Raw genomic sequence first — 20,966 nt, 5'->3', positions numbered from 1 at the left:
TATCGCCGCGCTACTGGACCTTTCTTGTTATCGTACTCGCAGCCATTGGATATTCCATGTTGAAGCCCAAATCAGAGCCAGAAAACACCGCGCCAGAAGAGCCTAACGGCTCATCACCTGCGGCCAGCGCCTCGCAACCGGGCTGCGACGATGCCGCCCCTTGGAATTGTCGCGACAGCGACGATAACAGCCTGATTGTCAGCCCTGCCGACCACTACCAATACCAGTACACCACGCTGGAAAACGGCTTGCAGGTGTTGCTGGTATCCACCCCGGAAGCCGACAAGGCCGCCGCCGCCATGACCGTTGGCGTTGGCAGTGGTGATGACCCGGACGACCGTCAGGGACTGGCGCACTTTCTCGAACACATGCTGTTTCTGGGCACCGAGCCGTACCCGGATGCCGGTGAATATCAGGCCTTTATAAGCCGCCATGGCGGCAGCCACAACGCCTTTACCGCCCACCAGCAAACCACCTATTTCTTTTCGATCGACAACGACGCCATGGCCGGTGCCCTTGACCGCTTTGCGCCGTTCTTTATCTCGCCCACCTTTGATCCAGCCTACGTCGACCGCGAAAAAAACGCCGTTAACGCCGAGTACACCGCCAAGATCAAAGACGATTTTCGCCGCATCAATTCTGCCGAAAAACAGGCTTATAACCCGGATCACCCGTACGCTCACTTTTCGGTTGGCAACCTCGATACCCTGGCCGACCGCCCCGACAGCAAAATCCGCGACGAGCTGCTGAGCTTTTATCAACAACACTACAGCGCCGACCGCATGACGCTGGTGATGGCGGGCAACTACCCGCTGGAGCAACTGCAACAATGGGCCAACAGCCACTTCAGCGCCGTACCCAAGCGTGATGTACAGATCGCCGACAGCCGCCCACCGCTGTTCCTGCCGGGCCAGCTGCCAATGGACATGAACATCGAACCGGTGAAAGAAATCCGCCGTTTGCAGTTCACCTTCCCGATGCCGGAAACCCTGTCGCTGTACCAACACAAGCCGCTGCAACTGCTGGCCAGTCTGATTGGCCATGAAGGCGAAGGCAGCATTCTGGCACTGCTGAAAGAAAAAGGCTGGGCCGAAGGCCTGAGCGCCGGTCGCAGCCTGGGCACCCGCTACGAATCCAATCTGGTGATTCAAATCGCCCTGACCAAAGCCGGTCTGCTGCATGTGGATAACATCACCCAGATACTCGAGACCTACTTCGACCGCATCAAGCAAACACCTTTCCCGCAGTACCTGATGCAAGAGCAACAGCAGCTTAACGAAATGGCGTTCCGCTTTATGGAGCACGGCTCACTATCGGACTACGCGGTGCGCCTGAGCAGCAACATGCAGGTTTACCCGGCTGCCCAGATCATTCACGGTGATTATCTGGCACTACCAGCGGATGCGGCCACGCTCAAGCCATACCTCGACGCACTCAACATGAACAACGTGCTGCGTACCCTGATCGCCCCGAACATCACCACCGAGATGGCCGATCCCTGGTACAACACCCCAATGCGTATCCGCCCGATGGAATACAGCACCGCCGACCTCCACACCGAAGGTCTGGAACGCCTGCAATTGCCAGCGCCGAACCCATTTATTCCACAGCAATTCGATCTCAATGACGAACCAGAGCAAGCCACCCCGGCCAAGCTGATCGACGAAGCCGGTCAGATACTGTGGTATTACCCGGAAAAGCAGTTCAAGCAGCCAAAGTCCCGCGTCAACATTGAAATGCGCAACCAGCGCATGGCCGACGCCCGCACCATGGCCACGGCCCAGCTGTACGTTCGCGCGGTCAACGAAGCGCTGAATACCTACAGCTACCCGGCGACACTGGCCGGTCTTGGCTACCGCCTCAGCGCCACCACTGAAGGCCTGCAACTGGTGTTGTCCGGTTATCAGGACAAACTGCCCGAGTTGCTCGATCGGGTGGTCGACACCATGCAACAGGTCAGCCTCACGGACGACCAGTTCCAGCGCTATCAGGCGTCCCTCAAGCGCCGGCTGGAAAACGCCCTTAAAGCCAAGCCTTATGAGCGTGGTATTGCCGAACTGAAGCGCTGGATTCATACCCCAAGCTTCAACGAAGCCGACCTGCTGGAAGCCGTTGGCATGGTCAGCCGCGCCGATGTGGAAGCGTTTGCCATCATGCTCAAGGGCGATACCGCCAATCGCATCTTTATTCATGGCAGCATGAGCGCTGACGCCGCCAAACAACTGTCGGCCCAGCTCAACACCGCCTACCCGGGCAATGCCGATGCGATGCCAGCCAACGACATCATTCGGGCCCCCGCAGGCAAATACGCCAAAGACCTCAACATGGACCATGCCGACAAGGCCATGGTGCTGTACCTGCAAGGTCAGGACACCAGCGACCACAATCGCGCCCGCATTGCCTTGCTGGGTCAGATGATCAGCTCGCCGTACTACCAGTACATGCGAACCGAACAGCAGTTAGGCTACATCGTCTTTGGCACGGTTTTCCCGCAGCGCACCGTACCCGGCCTGTTGTTTATTGTGCAGTCTCCGGACGCCCAGCCGACCCAGTTGCTGGAGCACAGCGAAATCTTCTGGCAGCAGTACCAGCAAACTCTCGCCGACATGAGCCCCGAGGAATTCGCCACCTTCCAGGAAGGTCTGGTCAGCAAACTACTGGAACCGGCGCGTAATATGTCCGAAAAAGCCGAACGCTTCTGGCGTGATATTGGCGTTGGCCGTGACAGCTTCGACACCAACGAGTCCATTGCCGCCGAAGTGCGCAAGGTGACGCTGGAAGAGGTTCAGCAGCTGTTCCAACGCATGGTGCTGGACGCCGAGGTGCCGTGGCTGATGTTTACCCAGGGTGAAGCCGTCAGCGACTGGAAGCCACTGGACGACGTGATTCGCTCCCAGCAGCCACAGTTCGACGTACCGCTGTAAAAAGCTACGGTAAAAAGCCACTGCTAAACCCGACGGGCCGGTGTCACCACCGCGCCCGTCACACACGCCATACCCCATCGTCCGCTGCCATCCGTCAGCGCCTGTCTGAGGTTACCCATCCCATGAGCAACCACTCCGCCTCCTGCTGGACCAGCTTGCCGACCCTGCAATTGCAATCGCACTTTGCCCAGCTGCCAGGCCACTTGTACACCCGCATGGAACCCACGCCACTGCCAGACCCACGGTTAGTGAGCGCCAACGTCAAGGTGGCAGAGCAACTGGGCATTGACCCCTGCTCACTGCAACCGGACTTGCTGGCATCGCTGATGGGCGGACACGAACTGCCCGAGCAGGCGGCACCGCTGGCGATGAAATACGCCGGCCACCAGTTTGGTGTGTACAACCCGCAACTGGGTGATGGCCGCGGACTGCTGCTGGGAGAACTGGCCGTACCGCAAGCCGATGGCAGTGAACAACTGTGGGACCTGCACCTGAAAGGCGCAGGCCAAACTCCCTACTCACGGATGGGGGATGGCCGAGCGGTGTTGCGATCCAGCCTGCGGGAATACCTGATTGGGGAAGCACTTACTTACCTGAACATCCCGTCTACACGGGCACTGGCCCTGTGCGTGAACAGCCAGCAGGTGGTGCGGGAACGATTGGAGCCCGGTGCAACCATTATCCGCGTTAGCCGCAGCCATGTACGCTTTGGCCACTTCGAACACCTGTACTACAGCCGCCAGCACGACGATTTGAAAGTGCTGGCCGACTACTGTCTGGAGCGCTGGTACCCACAGTGCCGCGACGCAGAAAAACCGTATCTGGCCATGTTCAAGGCCATCAGCCAGGCCAGCGCCCATACCGTAGCGGGCTGGATTGCCTACGGCTTTTTGCATGGCGTTATGAACACCGACAACATGTCGATTCTGGGCGAAACCTTCGACCACGGCCCGTTTGCCTTTATCGACCGCTGGAAAGAAAACGCGGTGTACAACCACACCGACCGCGAAGGCCGCTACGCCTTCGACAAACAACCGGACGTAATGCACTGGAACCTGTCGGCGCTGGCACAAGCGCTGACACCCATCATCGACGTGGAAGACCTAAAAGCCGAACTGGAGAACTTCCCGGACTATTACCAACAGGCGTATCTGAAGCGTATGCGCGAACGGCTGGGACTGGCGTTTGAAGACGAAGGGGACAGTGAACTGCTGCGCCGCTGGCGCGCACTGCTGAACATGAACGAAGTCGATTTCAACCCGCTCTACCGAGCGTTAGCTGAAGGTCAGAGCGAACAGGATGGCCAACCGGTTATTGACCGTGCGGCCCTGCAAGCCTTCCGTGACCAGCTCGGCGAACCGAGCCAAAGCCTCTGGCTCGACAGCTGGCTGAAAGACTACGAAGCCCGACTTACACTGGAAAGCCGCAACGCGGCCAAACGCCAGGCAGCCATGCTGGCGGTCAACCCGGTGTACATTCTGCGCACCCGGGTTACCGACCAACTGATCAGCGAGGCTGAAAAAGGCAACTTCCAACCGGTGCAGGACTGGCTGCAAGTGCTGCAAAACCCGTTTGAGCAGCATCACGGCATCGCTGACGAGCTGCGCTGGGCACCGGATAGCAAACAACTGACCATGCTGAGTTGCTCTTCGTAAATTGCATTACCATCAAGGAAGATACAATGCTGACGAAATATTTTGGCCTCATACGTGAAACATCTTTTCCCAGAATCTCTTTTTTAGAGGATGGGCTATTCCGAATAACGCAGCCTATATTTCTCAACGATAAGGGAAGCGAGTCTAAAATCCTCCCGTATTTCAATGAGTTCTCGGAAGTAGACTATGACTGGGCAAGGAAAGAAGAGCGAAAATTTCAACGTCAATTCGGCTATGAACCATCAAAGAGCGAACTAAAGAGTTTATTTCTAAAGCCTCACGGCGAGAGATTTGGGGATTCTTTACCCCATCTAGTTCAGTCTCAGTATGGCTTTTCGAATATGACTGAATATGACAGACATACATTCGAAAACCTTGTTGCACAGCTGAATGATGTAATCACACAGTTTTCCAGCCTTTCTCTGGGTGTATTTAGCCTGGCAAAGTCATCTACAAACGAACATATGTGGGTGCACTATGCCAATGAAGGGCAAGGAATAGCGATAGAATTTGATGACTCGCATGCTTTCTTCCAACACTACAAACCCAAAGACATAAGCTACCAACCGCAAGACAGAGCATCTTTAACATATTACAAAGGGCAAATCAGATTAAACGGGGTGCATGTTAAACTCTCCAGTGCTGAACACCCCACCGATGCTTTAATGCTTTGGAATGAATTCCCCAAGTCAGGGGTAGATATGGCTGATCTGTCCGATCGACTTTTATATTCAAAGAAGGAGTCGTGGAGTATCGAAGATGAGGCAAGAGTTGTCATCCCCCTTTCCGAAGCAGACAAATCTTGCGGTAATGAGCATGTAGTTTCTTTTAATTTCGACAAACGTGAAATCATTAAAAACCTAGGGCTAACCTACCGAGAAACATACCTTAAAAAGATTCCGTTTGAAGCTTTTCAAAGGCTGATATTCGGCTATGCCACAACTGACAGCACCATAGAAAAGATAGTGCAGGTAGCACAAACGAATCCCAAACTGGCACATTTATCCTTTGCCAAAGCAAAGCACAATGTATTTGGCGACATAGAGATAGAGCCTATTAGCTAGAAGGCTATCTAAATAAGCGCCAATTCAACCGGCACCAGAATGTCCACCAGCGCTTCGGTCGGTTCGACCAGCGGTGGAAACTGCACCCGTTCAAACAGCGTGATGCCTTCGGCCATGTCGTAGCGAGAATGCGGCAGCCATTGTTCTATCAGCCACTTGGCCGCAAACATCAAACCGGCTTCTCCGCCCTGCACGCGGATACGGGCGTATTCGCCGGAACCGAACAGGTGTAAGCGGAAGCCTTCGGGCATTTTCACCGCAGTGATTTCTGCTTTCAGTTCATTCGGCACTTCCATGGCAACACCAATGTGCCAGTTGCCTTCGGCGTCCGGTGTGCGGCGATAATTCAGATTAAAGGTACGGCTGATGCTCGGGTGCAGGTGCCAGGCCTGACGTTGGGCAACAAACTCCTGAATCGTCGCCGGCAGCAGTTCAATTGGGCCGCGATGGTCCTTCACCACCATAGTGAAGGACGGCAGTTCGACGATGTCCACAATGTCCGGCGCCCACAAGCGGTCGCTGTCGAGCCAATCGATGGACTGTGTCACCTGTGGGGTGCGGGTGCCGTTGGAGGCGTGTGTGTATGTGTGGTCACGCTCAGTCATTAAAACAGGCTCTTGAGTTTGTCTTTGGCTTTTTCGGCGGCTTTTTCCTTGGCTTGCTGCTTTTGCTGGTCAACGTAGTTGTCCAGTTCGGCACGGCCCATGTCTTCCAGCTGCGCCAGCTTGTCGGTCAGCTTCTGATCGTCGTTGTTCAGCGCCTTGAGCTGATCGGCGTAAGGGCCTGCAAACTCATTGATCTTGTCGTCCAGTTTGCCTTGCAGACGCGCTTCCAGCTTGTCTTGCTGGGCTTTCAGGCGCTGGTTGAAGGCACTGCTGAGTTGGCTGTCGAGGTTGGAGCCGAATTCAATCGATGGGCTTTGCAGTGCGCCGTTGGCGCGGGCATCAATATCAAAGCTGTTAATGGTTTGCAGCGCTGCCGTCAGCTCTTTGGCAAAGGTGGTGTTGCCTGTGCTGCTGAATTCGGTGTTGCCAAACTGGCCTTCCAGTCGTGCTGTCAGCTGGTCACCGTCACTGTTGGTCACCACTTGTGCCATGCCTTGCATATCGGCACTGGCGCGCTCCAGCTGGGTATCGCCCAATCCCAGATTAACGCTGTCGAGCTGCCAGCCGGTGGCATCCAGAGTCATGGTATCGCGGCTCGGTGAGCGGGTGTGGTCAAGGGTGATGTTGGCGTTCAGGGCATCGACGGTGCGCAGACCCTGTCCATCAATATCAATGCGTGCCGGACGGCCCAACACCCGTTGCTGATGGGTCAGGTCGGTGCCGGTAATGGCCAGATCACCGGCGCTGGTTGAGGCGCTCATGGCGGTATGGCGAATCAGGAATTCAGGCCATGGGTCGTCGGTCGGGAAATGCACATAACGGCCGTCAGGGCGCAGGTATTCCTCTTCTTCCGCCTCATCGCTACCGGAAGCCAGATAAGGTTTGATCTTTTCGTACCAGAACAGCGCCTGGGTTGCCCATTCACCGGCTTCGTCGCCAAACAGCAGACCGGACAGATTCGCCGCACCTGTGGCGTTGAGCTGGTATTTGTCCTTGATGCTGGCAATGTCCTTGGCCGGTGCATCCTTGAGATCCTGCAAACGGCCGGTGACTTCCACGCGGGTTTCGCCAATCAAATCCTTGGCGGTATTGACGGCTTTCTTGTCGGCCTTGAACTGGTCGCGCAGGGCCTGCAACTGCTGTTTGCGCTGATTGAAGTCTTCCAGCGAGGTGATTTTGCCAGACGTAATCGCCTTCACCTGCTGCTGGTACTCATCCAGACGTTGCTGATCCGGCACCGCGGCCAGCGCGTCATCCAGTTGCTGCTGGCGACGGTCGAAGGTTTCCTTGAAGGCTTCGCCAGCGGCCTGGGTATAGAGGTTCTCACGGGCCAGAATCTCTTCTGCCGATGGCAGGTTACCGCTCAGTTGGTCGGCCAGTGAGTTCTCTTCCGTGGCGTCGTCAGCAGCATCTTGCTGATCGTTGCCGCTGTCTGAGGCCAGCGCACCGGATTCGGTGCGGGCGGTGCTGAACTGCAGGCCATTGATGCTGAGATCACGGATGATGCCCTTGCCCATCAACAACGGCGCCAGATCCACCGTGGCCGCTGCCGATTCAAATTCGAGCAGGTTTTCCATCGGTTTATCGGAGTTGGCGACGGTCAATCGACCCAGTTCAAAACCCACTGGCGACAGGGTGAAATCGACATCGTCGACTTCCACCTTGGCCCCGGCAACGGAGCTGCCGACGCTTTCGATGGCCATTCGTGCCAGTGGCCCGGCGGCAAATATCAGAAAGGCGGCCAGCAGCCCCACAACAACCACAAAGCCAATCAGTCCAGACCAGCGAATCCACTTGAACATAATCCCTTACCCCGCCAGCGACTGATAGATGTTGTAAAACTTGCTGGCTTTCAGGGCCTGCACAATTTTCAGCTTGTTTACCCACGCCATGACCTTGACGCGGTATTGCAGAATCAGCACCCGCAACAACACAAACAGGGGCGCAAACGCCATCGCTGCAATCACAAATCCACCCAGTGTCAGGGTGTGGTTAAAGCCCATCAGACGCCAGAAATCGTTCTGGTACAGACCCGTCCAGAAGTCCTGCAACCCGGGGTTGCTCAGCAGCGATTCGCCCAGTCGCACCGATACCGGATCAATCAGCATCGCCAATAGCGAAAACACCGCCAGACCAAACAGAAACGCGCTGATGTTGCAGCGCACCAGCAGCACCACCAGCAAGATCAGCAGGTTGTGCAAGCCCCAGAAAGGCGTCAGGGCAACCGGCAAGGCAAAGCACAGGGCCAGCGCAATTTGCCAGGGGGCGACTTCGGAATTAAGGGCGTTGAGTAACTTGGCCAGCGAGCTGAGCATAGGTTGGGTCCTTGAACTATGGCTGTTTCGTTGGGCGCATCGGACGTTTGCACTGGCCGCTGAGCAGCGGCTGCAAACAAGAGCTGAATGGACGCCAATATAAAACCGGGCGGTGGATAAATCCACCGCCCGGCGTATCGGTACTCATTCATGGGAGCGGCTGAATTCGAATGAGTTCAGCCTGAATGGGTCAGTTGGTCTGACGCTTGTCACCTGAGATCAGGTGCGCCAGCTTCATCACCAGCAGATAGAACACTGGTACGAAGAAAATGGCCAGGAAGGTTGCACTCAGCATACCGCCGATCACACCCGTACCAATGGCATGACGGCTGCCAGCGCCAGCACCGGAGCTCAGAGCCAGTGGCAGTACGCCCAGCATAAAGGCCATGGAGGTCATGATGATCGGACGCAAACGCAGTCGCGCAGCTTCCACCGCAGCATCAACCAGACTCTTGCCGGCTTCGTACTCGGCCTTGGCAAATTCAACGATCAGGATGGCGTTCTTGGCCGACAAACCAATCGTCGTCAACAGACCCACCTGGAAGTACACGTCGTTGGCCAGACCACGACCGTAGGTCGCCAGCAGTGCGCCCAGAATACCCAGCGGTACCACCAGAATGACCGCAAACGGTACCGACCAGCTCTCGTACAGGGCGGCCAGACAGAGGAAGACCACCAGCAACGACAGCGCATACAGCAGCGGCGCTTGCGAGCCAGCCATACGTTCCTGATAGGACATACCAGTCCACTCAATGCCCACACCCGGCGGCAGCTTGGCAACAATTTCTTCCATCGCGGCCATGGCATCACCGGTACTCAGACCCGGCGCAGCTTCACCCTGAATGTTCACGGATGGGACGCCGTTGTAACGCTCCAGACGCGGCGAGCCGTAATCCCAGTGAGTCGTGGCAAAGGAGCTGAACGGCACCATTTCGCCCTGATTGTTACGCACATACCATTTGTTGAAGTCTTCCGGCAGCATCCGCGCTGGAGAGTCCGCCTGAATGTACACCTTCTTCACCCGACCACGGTCGATGAAGTCGTTAACGTAGGCAGAACCCCAGGCGGTGCTGATGGTGCTGTTTACGGTGGCGATATCCAGGCCCAGTGACTTCACTTTTTCGTAGTCGATGTCGAGACGGAACAGCGGTACGTCTTCCATGCCGTTTGGACGCACCCGCACCAGACGAGGGTCTTGTGCCGCCATGCCCAGCATCATGTTACGCGCCTGAATCAGCTTGTCGTGGCCGATGTTGGCACGGTCCTGCAGCATCATGTCGAAACCGGTGGCGGTACCCAGCGACACAATTGGTGGCAGGTTGATCGGGTAGATCACCGCTTCCTTGATCTGGCTGAGTGCACCCCAAGCCCGACCAATCACAGCGCCAACCGCGTCCTGCGGCCCCCGCTCGTCCCAGTGCTTCAGCTTCACAAACGCCATCGCCTGGTTCTGGCCCTGACCGGCAAAACTGAAGCCGGACACGGTGAACACGGATTCAACCGCCGGATCACTGAGGAAGTAATCGGTTACCCGATCCATCACCTCGTGGTTCTGCTCCATGGTTGATCCCGCTGGCAGCATCACCAGGTTCAGGAATACACCCTGATCTTCTTCCGGCAGGAACGACGCTGGCAGACGCACATACACCACCGCCAGAATCGCCAGCAAACCGGCGTACACCAGCACCATACGGATGGGCGCACGCAGGGTACGACTAACGCCGCCCTGATACTTGTCAGTGGCTTTGCCGAACAGACGGTTGAACAGGCCAAACAGGCCCTTGTCGCCATGATCATCCTTGTGCGGACGCAGCAAGGTGGCACACAGCGCTGGCGTCAGGGTCAGAGCCACCAGTACCGACAGCGCCATCGCCGACACAATGGTCAACGAGAACTGACGGTAAATGGCACCGGTCGAGCCAGACATAAAGGCCATCGGTACAAATACCGCCGACAGCACCAACGCAATACCAATCAGGGCGCTGGTGATTTGTTCCATCGAACGCTTGGTCGCTTCTTTCGGCGGCAAGCCTTCTTCTTCCATTACCCGCTCAACGTTTTCCACCACCACGATGGCGTCATCCACCAGCAGACCAATGGCCAGCACCAGACCGAACATGGTCAGGGTGTTAATGGAATAACCAAACGAGGCCATGATGCCGAAGGTACCCAGCAGTACCACAGGCACGGCCAGGGTCGGAATCAGGGTCGCGCGGAATTTGCCAAGGAACAGGAACATCACCAGGAACACCAACACAATGGCTTCGATCAGGGTGTGCTCTACTTCGGCAATGGAGATTTCAACAAACGGCGTGGTGTCGTACGGGTAAACAATCTCAACGCCCGACGGGAAGAAGCTCTTCAGTTCATCCAGACGCTTGCGCACCGCTTCCGAGGTATCCAGCGCGTTGGCACCGGATGCCAGCTGAATGCCCAGACCGGTAGCCGGTTTGCCGTTGTACTTACTGTCGATGGCGTAGCTTTCAGCGCCCAGCTCAATACGGGCAACGTCCTTCAGACGCACCTGGGAGCCGTCCGGGTTTACCGTCAGCAGGATGTTCTCGAACTCATCAACGTTCGACATCCGAGTTTGCGCCATAATCGTCGCGTTCATCTGCTGGCCAGAAATCGCTGGCAGACCGCCCAGCTCACCAGCCGGGAACTGGGTGTTCTGCTCGGATACCGCCTGACTGACTTCCAGTGGCGTGAGGTTATAAGCTGCCAGTTTTTCAGGCTGCAACCAGATGCGCATGGCGTACTGAGCACCAAACACCGTGATGTTACCCACACCCGGAACCCGCGACAGCGGCTCTTTCAGCTGACTGATACCAAAGTCGGCCAGGTCGCCTTTGGACAGCGAGCCGTCGCCGGAAACCAGACCAATCACCATCAGGAAGCCATCACGGCCCTTGCTGACCGAGATACCCTGACGCTGCACTTCTTCTGGCAACAAGGCTTCCGCCTGCGCCAGTTTATTCTGAACCTGCACCTGGGCAATGTCCGGGTCGGTGCCCGCAGCAAAGGTCACCGTGATGCTGGCGCGACCAGAACTGGAGCTGTTCGACGACATGTACAACATGCCATCCAGACCCGTCATGTTCTGCTCGATAACCTGGGTCACACTGTCTTGCAGTGTTTGCGCCGATGCACCCGGGTAAGTCGCCTGAATTTGCACGCTGGGCGGCGCAATGGTCGGATACTGCTGCACCGGCAGGCTCAGCAGACTCAGACCGCCCGCCACCATGATCATGATGGCGATGACCCACGCAAAAATGGGTCGATCAATAAAAAACTTGGCCATTGAAACGCGACTCCTTAGTGCTGGGCTTCGCTGTGGGCAGCAACCGTATTAGGTGCTGCCTTGGCACCTGGCTGAACCTTTTGCAGGCCTGCAACAATCACCCGCTGACCTTCACTGAGGCCAGACGTCACTACCCACTGGTTATCAACCGCACGGGTCACGACCACCGGACGCAGTTGCACGGTGTCGGTGTCATCTACGACCAATACCGTGGTGCTACCATCCGGGTTACGGGTCACGGCTTTTTGTGGAATCAGAATGGCGTCATCGATCTGGTCGCTGGCAATACGAGCACGGACAAACATACCCGGCAGCAGCAGGCCGTCCTGATTGGCAAACAGGCTACGGACGTTGACGGTACCGGTGCCTTCGTCGACGCCCACATCGGCAAACTGAATGGTGCCGGTTTCGTCAAACTTGCTGCCGTCTTGCAGCTCCAGCGTTACGTCAGGCGAGACATCGTCTTTCTTCATGCCCATGACCTTGATGGCCGGAGCCTGCACGTCGACATATACCGGTGATACCTGACGGATCACAGTCAGTGGCGTGGCCTGTTGGGCCGATACCAGCGCACCTTCGGTAATATTGGAGCGAGAGATCACGCCGGAAATTGGCGCGGTGATTTCGGTGTAACCCAGGTTGACCTGCGCCGTTTGTACCGCCGCGCGAGCAGCCTTGATCTGCGCTTCGGCCTGCTTGGCCTGTGCTGCAGAGTCGTCTACGTCCTGACGGCTGATGGCCGATTTCTTCGACAGTTCGGCGTAACGGTCGGCACGCAAACGAGCGCTGTAGGCATTGGCTTCGGCAACCGCCAGATTGGCTTTGGCGCTTTCCAGGTTGGCCTGATACAGGGTCGGATCAATCTGGTACAGCTTGTCGCCCGCTTTCACCCGGGTGCCTTCCTCGAAATAACGCTTGAGAATGATGCCGCTGACCTGCGGACGAATCTCAGCCACCCGGTAAGCCGACACTCGGCCTGACAGGGTTTCGGTAACCTGATAGGACTGCGGCGTGACCTCCACCACATCCACAGCAGCAGGCGGCATCTGCGGGGCAGCAGCAGCCTGTTGTGCCTGCTCTTCCTGACAGGCGCTCAGCGCCACAACCAGAGCAGCCAAAAGCGGGAGTTTGAGGTAACCCGAACCTGCGAGCTTATTCGCCATACCTTCCTCTTTCACAAGACGTTAAATCGCTGCTGAACGCAGCTGATAAATTAAATTCAGGGGCACCAACAACAGCCAGGCAGAAGCCGACTTACGCAGTTCCGACATGGCAGTTGATGTGCCATGAACCCGCGCACCGCCGAAACCGTACGCAGATTCATTCATATTTCTTTTATTGGGGAGCAATTCTGGTGCAGCCATGCAGTGAAAACTAGGTCGCACCAGCGGAATGAATTGTTGGCATAACTGAGAAAATACCACCTTCCCCGTTCCATAAGTGGATCGATCAGTTCACTTGCATGTTGCATCGATTTGCTTACGAAGCTGGTTCTTGCGATCCCTTGCCCGTAGCGCCGAATCGATGCTGCCCGCCAACGACTGGCTGGCCTTGCGATAGCGGCTACGCAGGGCCTGACAACGTTGCTGCTGTTTGTCTCGCTGGGCCTTGGCGGCTATCCGTGCGGTGGCTTTTTGTCGATTGGCCTGACGCCGTTGCTCGATGGCTTCGTCGGTGCTGTAGCGAAGCGGCAACGGCTGCTTGTGGGCCGAAGGCACCTCGTAGAAGGACATTGGCGTCAATTGCACGGTTTGAACCCTGGCGTCTTTCACCCTGCCATTGTCGGTTTGATCCAGATTCTCAGAAGAGTCAGAGTTCGAGGCAGTAGAGTTAGTGGAAGCAGAAACAGAAGAGGCAGAAACAGAAGAAGTAGGAGCAGGAGTAGAAGAAGAACCAGCCAACGCCGCTGGCGGGCGATCCGAAAAGTGAAGATTCCCCTCGGCATCCCGCCACTGGTAAATCTCGCCAAACACCACCGGTGCCAACAACCATAACAACACCGGATAACAGAAGCGCCGCCCACAGCTCAGCAAGCCGCCTGTTTTGTGTACCTTGCTCTGCGACCTGTTATGCGAGTACTTCCGTGCGCTTTGCGGTTCATAACCTTGCTGCTTGTAGCCTTGCTGGTCATAAAAAACAGCACCGTCAGCCGAGCCGTGATCGTTTATAAAAGTCAGAGCACCATCCATGGTTTCCTCCGTCCAGCGAGTCGGTGGGCTGACGACATCAACCCATGATGAAAATCTTCCTTACCAGCAATTGCACCGAGCGATTGCCCCGAAACTCATTCACATCCAACTGGAATACCAATTGCGCCGCGGTTTTTGGCGACGGCCACAACGCCGGGTCGACGTTAAAGCAAATTGCATCCAGCAATAGCCCGGTGCCTTTCGGTTGCACCACCAGCTTCAGGTGTTTCTCGCCAACAATGCGTTGCTGCACCAGCTCGAATTCCCCGCTGAAGCAAGGCTCCGGAAAGCCTTGCCCCCAGGGGCTGGCCCAGCGCAGCGTTTCAGCCAATTCGAGGGTGTAATCCTCGCTCGCCAACTCGCCGTCCACTTCGATTTGCTCTTGCAGGCTGCCCGGCTCCAGCAATTCTTCGCACACTTCCGCAAAGGCCTGACGGAAGGTGTCAAAACCGTCTTCAACCAGCGTTAGTCCCGCCGCCATCGCATGGCCACCGAACTTTTTGATCAGCCCCGGCTGGCGCTTGAACACCAGATCCAGCGCATCGCGCATGTGCAAACCGGGAATGGAACGGGCAGAGCCTTTTAATTCACCGTTATCGGCCTGTGCAAAAGCGATCACCGGCCGATAAATTTTCTCTTTCACCCGGGACGCCAGAATGCCAATCACTCCCTGATGCCAGTCGGCCTGATACAAACACACCCCGGCCGGGTAATCGGTGGTTTGATCAAGAGCACTGGTCAGCGACTTCAGGGTACGTTCAGCGTCCTGGGCCATGCCGGCTTCAATCTGACGTCGGTCGCGGTTCATGCCATCCAGTTCGGTGGCAATTTGTACGGCAATGGACGGGTTGTCGGTTAACAAACACTCAATACCCATCGACATATCGTCGAGTCGTCCCGCCGCGTTCAGACGAGGACCGACTACAAAACCAAAATCGGTAGAGACGACTCGCAGTGGATCACGGCCAGCCACTTCCAGCAACGCCCGAATACCAGGCTGACAGCGACCAGCGCGAATGCGGCGCAAGCCCTGTTCAACCAGAATCCGGTTGTTGTAATCCAGCGGTACCACGTCGGCAACGGTGGCCAACGCCACCAGATCCAGCAAGTCGAGCAGGTTTGGCTCGCTTATTTGTTGTTTGGCAAAAAAGCCAATGCTCGCCAGTCGGGTTTTTAATGCCAGCATCAGATAGAACACCACCGCACAGCCACAGGCGGCCTTGCTCTCAAACGCACAGCCCGGCTGATTGGGGTTCACAATGGCTTCGGCGTCAGGCAACTCGTCGCCCGGCAAGTGATGGTCCGTCACCAGTACCTTGATGCCATGAGCCTGCGCTGCGGCAACGCCAGCGTTGGCAGCAATGCCGTTATCGACCGTCAGAATCAGGTCGGGCCGCTGCTGCACGGCAACGTCCACCAGCTCCGGCGTCAGGCCATAGCCAAAATCGAAGCGGTTGGGCACCAGATAATCGATCTGTTGCAGCCCCATCATGCGTAGGGCACGAATGGCCACGGCAGTGCTGGTTGCGCCATCGGCGTCAAAATCCCCCACCACCAGCACCCGCTGCTGTTGCTGCATCGCATCCACCAGCAACGTAAGCGCGGCATCCAACCCTTTCATGGCGTGATACGGCAGCAGCGATTTCAGCGTCAGTTGCAATTCGTCGTCACGGGTCACACCACGGGCTGCATAAATACGCTGCAAGGTGGCAGGAATACCACTGAGCTGCCATTCGGCGGGTAACGGGCGTTGTACGATATTGGGACTGGCTGGGCTGGCGGAAATAGTCAAAGTCGGCCTCCTGTGAGAACCGTTAGTGTACCGTTACCGCCCTTCAGATTCAGGCCCGTTAACTGCAGGCAAGGGACGCCTACATTATTCGACATCACGGACGCGTAAAAACCGGGCAAAACGCGGCAGCCCAGTGGAGGTATAGCCATTGTAGGAGTAGGTCACGACCGTACCTTCAGCCGGCGGGTTCCGGCGCTCGGCGTCACTAAGACCAGACCCCAGACTGATTTCCCGGCCATCCGCCAGCGCCACCCGCAATGCTCCGACCATGCCCTGATATTTACCCTTGCCTGGCAAATGGCCAATCACCACGGCCTCGGCATCGTCCGCCATCTTGTACTTCAACATGTCGTTGCTGCGCGACGCCTGATACACCGAGCGACGTTGCTTCAGGATCAACCCTTCACCACCGCGGCCAACCACATCCGCCAGCATCGCATCGAGCGCGGCATTGCCATCAACACTGCGCTGGCGCACCACATCCACCACATCGGAACGCAGCTCGGCGACCAGGGTTTTCAGCACCCAGTAACGGTCTTCAAACATGGCCGGGCTGTGAGGCAGGTCGAACACCATGAATTTCACCCCTTGCCAGTCCTCGTCATTGGGAAGATCGATCTTGCGCACCAGCCCACTGATGCGAGCAAACGAGCCATAGCCCGCCCACAATTCGCCATCCAGAGGAGTGTCCGGCAATTGGCCGGTAAACCATGCCGGAGCATTAATGACCAGACCGCCACGGCTATACAGATGTTTGCCATCCCAATAGGCGCGAACGCCGTCCAGCTTTTCACTGACCAGAAAGCCCGTTGGATCAAGAGAAGTTTGCCAGCTTTTCGCCAGCATGATGGGAGGTTCTGTGGTGCCGACAGCCCAAATTGGCATCGACAGAGAGCCCAACAACAAAAAGAGTGCAATTACGAACGCCAGATCCATTAGCCTTCTCCATGCCAAGACAAGAAATGCGAACAACTCCGGTTCACCACAGCTACTGTAACCAGAATGTCTGCTGTTTAAAGAGCAAAATTCAACTTTTACTGCGACAAATCACACATTCGTTCCAATTTGGCATGGATGGCGGCGTAGCGATTCACCTACGCGCTTAAAAAGTGGACATCCTTGACCTTCGCGTATAAGTTTTTCATGCTTGTATAAGATTTTGGTTTTCTGACCGGAGCCTGTATGCCAACTTATCTGCTGGGTCTGGGGAGCAATCTGGAACCGGACAACAACCTGCCAAAGGCCGCGCGCCTGCTACAGCATATGTTCGATGTGCTGGATGTGTCCCCGATGGTCGACACCACGCCGGTGGGAGACACCTTTAATTACCCGTTTAAAAACCAGTTGGTGATCATCCGTACCGAACTGGACGATCAGGCGCTCAAACAGCAACTGCTGGCGTTGGAAGAACACATGGGAAGGGAACCGAAAACACCATCGCGCCAGTACCGCGACCGGCCCATCGACATCGACATCGACATTCTGGCCAGTGGCATCGATGAGCGACAGTGTTTAAAAGAAGAACTGGAAGAGAGTTACTACGCCAGCGTGCAACGGGCCTGGCTAACGGCCTGTTGAAGAATTTCAAATAGCGAACACGTATCTAAACTAGCAAAAACCAGCAAACGCCCACTCAGGATGAATGGGCATTAGTCATCACAGGGCTGATTTCAGGCCTTGAAGATCAATCAGCAAAGGTTTGATCGTAGCGGTTGGCCACAAAACGGCCGCCGTCTACCCGCATGGTAGACCCCGTCACCGCGTCGTTATCAATCAGGTAATCACACGCCTTCACGATCGCGCCGTAACCCAGCTCACGACGAATCAACGACTGCGACAACACCTGATTGCGGTATTCCTCGGTATGATCCGGCAAGAACTGAATCGGACCCGGCTGCAAGATATTCACCCGCACCTTACCGGCCAAACGCTGAGCCATGCTCAAGGCCCAGTTATGCAACGCCGCCTTACTGGCACAGTAGGCTGCAAAGCGGTGGTTGGGGATATCCACGTAAATATCTGAAATAACCACCATCGAGGCATCTTCGTTCCAGCTGTTCGCCAACGCCTGGGTAATCAGCATGGGTGCCGTCACATGCACATTCAAATGCTTGTTAATGTGCGCCGCCTGCTCAGCTGGCGTAAAACCGGCGGAAGCGTCCGGAGCAAAACAGGAAGCATTGTGGATAACCACATCGAACGGCTGCTCTTTCGCCAGCTCCTGACACAAACGCAAGGTATCGGCGTTATCGCCCAGATTGCCCTGAATTACCTTCAAAGACGGATGCGGCGCCAACTCATTGCGAGTGTTGTAGTGAGCAACCACCTCACAACCTTGCTCCAGATAATGTTCCGTCAGGGTTTTACCAAGACGACGAGCACCACCGGTAATCAGAATTCTGCGCGACATGAACGGACCTCTCCAAAGTGAACCGCGACAGGGTACCAGAGCGTTTTCAAATAAAAAGCCGATGCGGTTTATAGTGCGTATAACGCTGGTGACTGGTGATTTCTAAGAAACAATCAATGGGGGTATGTGAGGCAAAGGAAGTAATCTGGCCTTTTATGTGACTGCACAGTGCCATCTGATGTATTACGCCTGCGGCTAATACATCCTACGAATCTGATAAAGACCGCTTCCTGAATTTCAGGCACAAAAAACCAGCTCGATGGCTGGTTTCTTTGATTCACTACGTATGATGTTCTTATAAATGGTTGCGGGAGCCGGATTCAACGGGGCGCCCAGCTCGACGGCCGTAGGTCGGCGGTTTGTTCATAAAGACCGCTTCCTGAATTTCAGGCACAAAAAAACCAGCTCGGTGGCTGGTTCTTTTGATTCACTACGTACGATGTGCTTATAAATGGTTACGGGAGCCGGATTCAACGGGGGCGTCCAGCTCGACGGCCGTAGGTCGGCGGGTGGAAGATTAATGTCCCACAAATTTCAGGCACAAAAAAACCAGCTCGATGGCTGGTTTCTTTGATTCACTACGTACGATGTTCTTATAAATGGTTGCGGGAGCCGGATTCGAACCGACGACCTTCGGGTTATGAGCCCGACGAGCTACCAGGCTGCTCCATCCCGCGACATCGTAATCTCTGACCTTATTTTTACGTTCGAAGTTTCGTCTTTTAAAGAGGAAACTGAAGTGGTTGCGGGAGCCGGATTCGAACCGACGACCTTCGGGTTATGAGCCCGACGAGCTACCAGGCTGCTCCATCCCGCGTCAGAGGCTGCGTATAATACGGCTTTCCGAGACAGCGTCAACCTTTATTTGTCATCACTTTGAAATTAATGGGTCTGACAGGTGCCAGCTCTCAAAAACTCGTCTTTGGGGGTGGCCTGTGTTTGACCATGATGTTAGGTTTAGTCAAACAAAAATAACAACATGACAATGCCTATGAGCACTTATCTTACTCCGACTCTGACGTCGGCCGCCTTGCATCCTTTGTTTTCGCTGATGCGCGATCGCGGTCTCAACCCGGACGAGCTGCCTGAATTGGCCAGCGACTGGGGCAATAACCAACTGCAATTTCCGGTTCCTGTTTTTGATCGAATTCTTGAGCAAGCGGCTAGCGCACTCAAGTTGCCGGCCATTGGCGTGCAACTGGGTAGCCATCTTGACTGGCGTCGTTTTCGTTTGCTGGCGTATTTGCTCAGCGAATGCCGTACAGGTCGGGATGCCTTGTCGCAGTTGCGCCGCTACTACCCGCTGATCAGTGAAAGTAATCCACCGGATGTGTTTATCGGCCAGCAGTCGGTGAAGGTGGTGTTTTACGTCAGCGATGGCAGTTTGCAGAACCGTCAGACGCGTGCCGAGTTAGTAGCCGCCGGCATTCATGATGTGGGTTCCCGTTTGGGTGACAGTTTTTACAAGATTACCGGTATCGGTTTTCAGCAGAGTGCACCGGCCTACCGGGATCAGCTGGATCGTTACTTTGGTGTGCCGGTTCGGTTTGGCGAAGCGTGTAACTGGATCAGTTTCTCCAGCGAGCACCTCGACAAATCGATGAAGAAGGCTGCGCCGTTCCTGGAAAGCATGCTGGAAGGTGCCGAAGTGCCGTGGAAAACGGAAGACACTGAGCGTCCATTCAGCCGTAAGCTGCGTCATATTCTTTATTACTGGCCAACCTGTTTGCCAATGACCAAAGAGGCAGTGGCCGATTTGCTGGGCACCAGTGCCCGTACGCTGACCCGCCGCTTGCAGGAAGAAGGCAGTCAGTTTTCTGAACTGAGCAAGCATTGCCGTCTGGTTCGTGCGGCCGCTGCGCTGAAGCGCACCAGTAAGGACGTACAACAGCTGGCCAATGAGCTGGGCTTTTCGGATCGTCGCGGGTTTGAACGTGCCTTTAAGCAGTGGACCGGCCAGACCCCAGCCGCCTTCCGTCGCCAGTGGCGCAATCAGGGTTCTGCGGTGACCAGCCATGCGCTGGAAGCCAATATGAGTTACTACTGAACCTGCCTTTATGTGAGCCTGCGTTTATTCAGGCTCAAATAAAAACGGCGCGCTATATATCACAGCGCGCCGTTTTTGGTTGTCACACAGATGCATCAGATTACTGCATCAGTTTTTCCAGTGTGTTCTGACGGCTTTTCACCAGTTCGATGGTGGCGTCGTCTACCTCATCGGCTTGCTGAATCATTTTCAGGCTGGCTTGCAGCATGGATTCCATGGAATCGATACGCTCGTCCGACATGGAGCTGGTTTCACGCATTTGTTGCAGCTGCGCCAGTTGCTTTTCCAGCTGGGCACGAATGCCACCTTCTCCGCGCACCTGAATCGCCATCATGGCCAATGAGATATCAGCAGTCGCCTCGCTCCAGGCTTCCACGGATGAAAAACCGGACTGCGCTACAACGCCGCCAAAATCATCGTACAGGTTGGCGTCCTTGAGGTTCTGAATGCCCTGGGCAAACACCTCTTCCATACTGGCTTGCGGCGACGGCTGCTCTTCAGGCATGGCATCATCGTGCTCATCCATCCACTGGTTGACGTGAGGCATTACCTCAATCCAGTTGTCCAGTTCTTGCTGGGTCAGTGCCATGGCCGACGTAGTGGTCAGCAAGGCTGCCATTGCCAGGATAGCGCGCATATTCTGTCTCCATGAGGTTAAGCTGGC

Annotated in this window: 16 protein-coding genes and 2 tRNA genes; 5 read left to right on the top strand and 13 right to left on the bottom strand. The window is 55.8% G+C overall.

Annotation, left to right across the window (positions count from 1 at the left end):
• Nucleotides 1–56: 56 nt before the first annotated feature.
• The 3 genes from G516_RS0107170 to G516_RS0107160 all read left to right on the top strand — a co-directional run bounded on the left by G516_RS0107170 (nt 57) and on the right by G516_RS0107160 (nt 5,643).
• Nucleotides 57–2,924, top strand: coding sequence for an insulinase family protein (locus G516_RS0107170; protein WP_169449508.1), 2,868 nt, complete (start codon nt 57–59; stop codon nt 2,922–2,924).
• A gap of 122 nt (nt 2,925–3,046) precedes the next feature.
• Nucleotides 3,047–4,579, top strand: a complete 1,533-nt coding sequence (locus tag G516_RS0107165; protein ID WP_051219039.1) for a protein adenylyltransferase SelO — start codon at nt 3,047–3,049, stop codon at nt 4,577–4,579.
• 26 nt (nt 4,580–4,605) lie between these two features.
• The gene (locus tag G516_RS0107160) at nt 4,606–5,643 is read left to right on the top strand and encodes a DUF2971 domain-containing protein (protein WP_028293065.1); all 1,038 of its coding nucleotides are present in this window, start codon (nt 4,606–4,608) and stop codon (nt 5,641–5,643) included.
• Between the two features lie 8 nt (nt 5,644–5,651).
• Here the strand turns inward: G516_RS0107160 and G516_RS0107155 are convergent, their stop codons facing one another.
• The 9 genes from G516_RS0107155 to G516_RS0107115 all read right to left on the bottom strand — a co-directional run bounded on the left by G516_RS0107155 (nt 5,652) and on the right by G516_RS0107115 (nt 16,781).
• Nucleotides 5,652–6,248 (bottom strand): AraC family transcriptional regulator, encoded by a 597-nt coding sequence (locus tag G516_RS0107155; protein WP_028293064.1) that lies wholly within the window; start codon nt 6,246–6,248, stop codon nt 5,652–5,654.
• On the bottom strand, nt 6,248–8,050 hold the full coding sequence (locus G516_RS0107150) for a TIGR03545 family protein (protein ID WP_028293063.1): 1,803 nt from the start codon (nt 8,048–8,050) through the stop codon (nt 6,248–6,250). Before G516_RS0107150 ends, G516_RS0107155 begins: the two co-directional genes overlap by 1 nt.
• A 6-nt stretch (nt 8,051–8,056) precedes the next feature.
• Entirely contained in the window at nt 8,057–8,563 is a 507-nt protein-coding gene (locus G516_RS0107145; protein ID WP_028293062.1) for a TIGR03546 family protein, read from the bottom strand.
• Between the two features lie 190 nt (nt 8,564–8,753).
• Nucleotides 8,754–11,864 (bottom strand): efflux RND transporter permease subunit, encoded by a 3,111-nt coding sequence (locus G516_RS0107140; RefSeq protein WP_028293061.1) that lies wholly within the window; start codon nt 11,862–11,864, stop codon nt 8,754–8,756.
• A gap of 14 nt (nt 11,865–11,878) precedes the next feature.
• Nucleotides 11,879–13,027, bottom strand: a complete 1,149-nt coding sequence (locus G516_RS0107135) for an efflux RND transporter periplasmic adaptor subunit (protein WP_028293060.1) — start codon at nt 13,025–13,027, stop codon at nt 11,879–11,881.
• A 21-nt stretch (nt 13,028–13,048) separates the two neighbouring features.
• Entirely contained in the window at nt 13,049–13,228 is a 180-nt protein-coding gene (locus G516_RS24640) for a hypothetical protein (protein WP_156878979.1), read from the bottom strand.
• A 90-nt stretch (nt 13,229–13,318) separates the two neighbouring features.
• Nucleotides 13,319–14,053: a DUF4124 domain-containing protein gene (locus G516_RS0107125; RefSeq protein WP_028293059.1), complete on the bottom strand. Its 735-nt coding sequence runs from the start codon at nt 14,051–14,053 to the stop codon at nt 13,319–13,321.
• Nucleotides 14,054–14,090: 37 nt separating this feature from the next.
• The gene (gene recJ / locus G516_RS0107120) at nt 14,091–15,845 is read right to left on the bottom strand and encodes a single-stranded-DNA-specific exonuclease RecJ (protein WP_322785985.1); all 1,755 of its coding nucleotides are present in this window, start codon (nt 15,843–15,845) and stop codon (nt 14,091–14,093) included.
• An 84-nt stretch (nt 15,846–15,929) separates the two neighbouring features.
• Nucleotides 15,930–16,781 (bottom strand): DNA ligase, encoded by an 852-nt coding sequence (locus G516_RS0107115; protein ID WP_028293057.1) that lies wholly within the window; start codon nt 16,779–16,781, stop codon nt 15,930–15,932.
• A gap of 246 nt (nt 16,782–17,027) precedes the next feature.
• Between G516_RS0107115 and folK the strand changes: the two genes are divergently transcribed.
• Nucleotides 17,028–17,423 carry a 2-amino-4-hydroxy-6-hydroxymethyldihydropteridine diphosphokinase gene (folK, locus tag G516_RS21485; RefSeq protein WP_051219038.1) on the top strand — a complete coding sequence of 132 codons (396 nt, stop codon included), beginning with the start codon at nt 17,028–17,030 and terminating at the stop codon, nt 17,421–17,423.
• 106 nt (nt 17,424–17,529) lie between these two features.
• Here the strand turns inward: folK and G516_RS0107105 are convergent, their stop codons facing one another.
• From G516_RS0107105 to G516_RS0107095, 3 genes are all read right to left on the bottom strand, one after another.
• Entirely contained in the window at nt 17,530–18,255 is a 726-nt protein-coding gene (locus G516_RS0107105; protein WP_028293056.1) for an SDR family oxidoreductase, read from the bottom strand.
• Nucleotides 18,256–18,855: 600 nt separating this feature from the next.
• A tRNA-Met gene (locus tag G516_RS0107100) sits at nt 18,856–18,932 on the bottom strand.
• Between the two features lie 63 nt (nt 18,933–18,995).
• Nucleotides 18,996–19,072, bottom strand: a tRNA-Met gene (locus G516_RS0107095).
• A gap of 174 nt (nt 19,073–19,246) precedes the next feature.
• Here G516_RS0107095 and G516_RS0107090 point away from each other — a divergent pair.
• Complete coding sequence (locus tag G516_RS0107090) at nt 19,247–20,302, top strand: AraC family transcriptional regulator (protein ID WP_028293055.1); 1,056 nt, start codon at nt 19,247–19,249, stop codon at nt 20,300–20,302.
• 100 nt (nt 20,303–20,402) lie between these two features.
• On the opposite strand, the gene G516_RS0107085 is transcribed toward G516_RS0107090, so the two are convergent.
• Entirely contained in the window at nt 20,403–20,939 is a 537-nt protein-coding gene (locus G516_RS0107085) for a hypothetical protein (RefSeq protein ID WP_028293054.1), read from the bottom strand.
• Nucleotides 20,940–20,966: the final 27 nt, after the last annotated feature.

This window comes from Oceanobacter kriegii DSM 6294 (assembly GCF_000422845.1).
GTDB lineage: Bacteria > Pseudomonadota > Gammaproteobacteria > Pseudomonadales > Oceanobacteraceae > Oceanobacter > Oceanobacter kriegii.
Note: the sequence above shows the minus strand (reverse complement) of the source record. Positions and strands in the feature narration are given on the sequence as shown.

Bases quoted from the DNA above. Each gene is read 5' to 3' on its own strand.
- G516_RS0107085 (WP_028293054.1), bottom strand. From the start codon at position 20,939: ATGCGCGCTATCCTGGCAATGGCAGCCTTGCTGACCACTACGTCGGCC.
- G516_RS0107165 (WP_051219039.1), top strand. From the start codon at position 3,047: ATGAGCAACCACTCCGCCTCCTGCTGGACCAGCTTGCCGACCCTGCAA.
- G516_RS0107090 (WP_028293055.1), top strand. From the start codon at position 19,247: ATGAGCACTTATCTTACTCCGACTCTGACGTCGGCCGCCTTGCATCCT.
- G516_RS0107125 (WP_028293059.1), bottom strand. From the start codon at position 14,053: ATGGATGGTGCTCTGACTTTTATAAACGATCACGGCTCGGCTGACGGT.
- G516_RS24640 (WP_156878979.1), bottom strand. From the start codon at position 13,228: ATGGCTGCACCAGAATTGCTCCCCAATAAAAGAAATATGAATGAATCT.
- G516_RS0107155 (WP_028293064.1), bottom strand. From the start codon at position 6,248: ATGACTGAGCGTGACCACACATACACACACGCCTCCAACGGCACCCGC.
- G516_RS0107170 (WP_169449508.1), top strand. From the start codon at position 57: ATGTTGAAGCCCAAATCAGAGCCAGAAAACACCGCGCCAGAAGAGCCT.
- G516_RS0107115 (WP_028293057.1), bottom strand. From the start codon at position 16,781: ATGGATCTGGCGTTCGTAATTGCACTCTTTTTGTTGTTGGGCTCTCTG.
- folK (WP_051219038.1), top strand. From the start codon at position 17,028: ATGCCAACTTATCTGCTGGGTCTGGGGAGCAATCTGGAACCGGACAAC.
- G516_RS0107135 (WP_028293060.1), bottom strand. From the start codon at position 13,027: ATGGCGAATAAGCTCGCAGGTTCGGGTTACCTCAAACTCCCGCTTTTG.
- G516_RS0107150 (WP_028293063.1), bottom strand. From the start codon at position 8,050: ATGTTCAAGTGGATTCGCTGGTCTGGACTGATTGGCTTTGTGGTTGTT.
- G516_RS0107145 (WP_028293062.1), bottom strand. From the start codon at position 8,563: ATGCTCAGCTCGCTGGCCAAGTTACTCAACGCCCTTAATTCCGAAGTC.
- G516_RS0107140 (WP_028293061.1), bottom strand. From the start codon at position 11,864: ATGGCCAAGTTTTTTATTGATCGACCCATTTTTGCGTGGGTCATCGCC.
- G516_RS0107160 (WP_028293065.1), top strand. From the start codon at position 4,606: ATGCTGACGAAATATTTTGGCCTCATACGTGAAACATCTTTTCCCAGA.
- G516_RS0107105 (WP_028293056.1), bottom strand. From the start codon at position 18,255: ATGTCGCGCAGAATTCTGATTACCGGTGGTGCTCGTCGTCTTGGTAAA.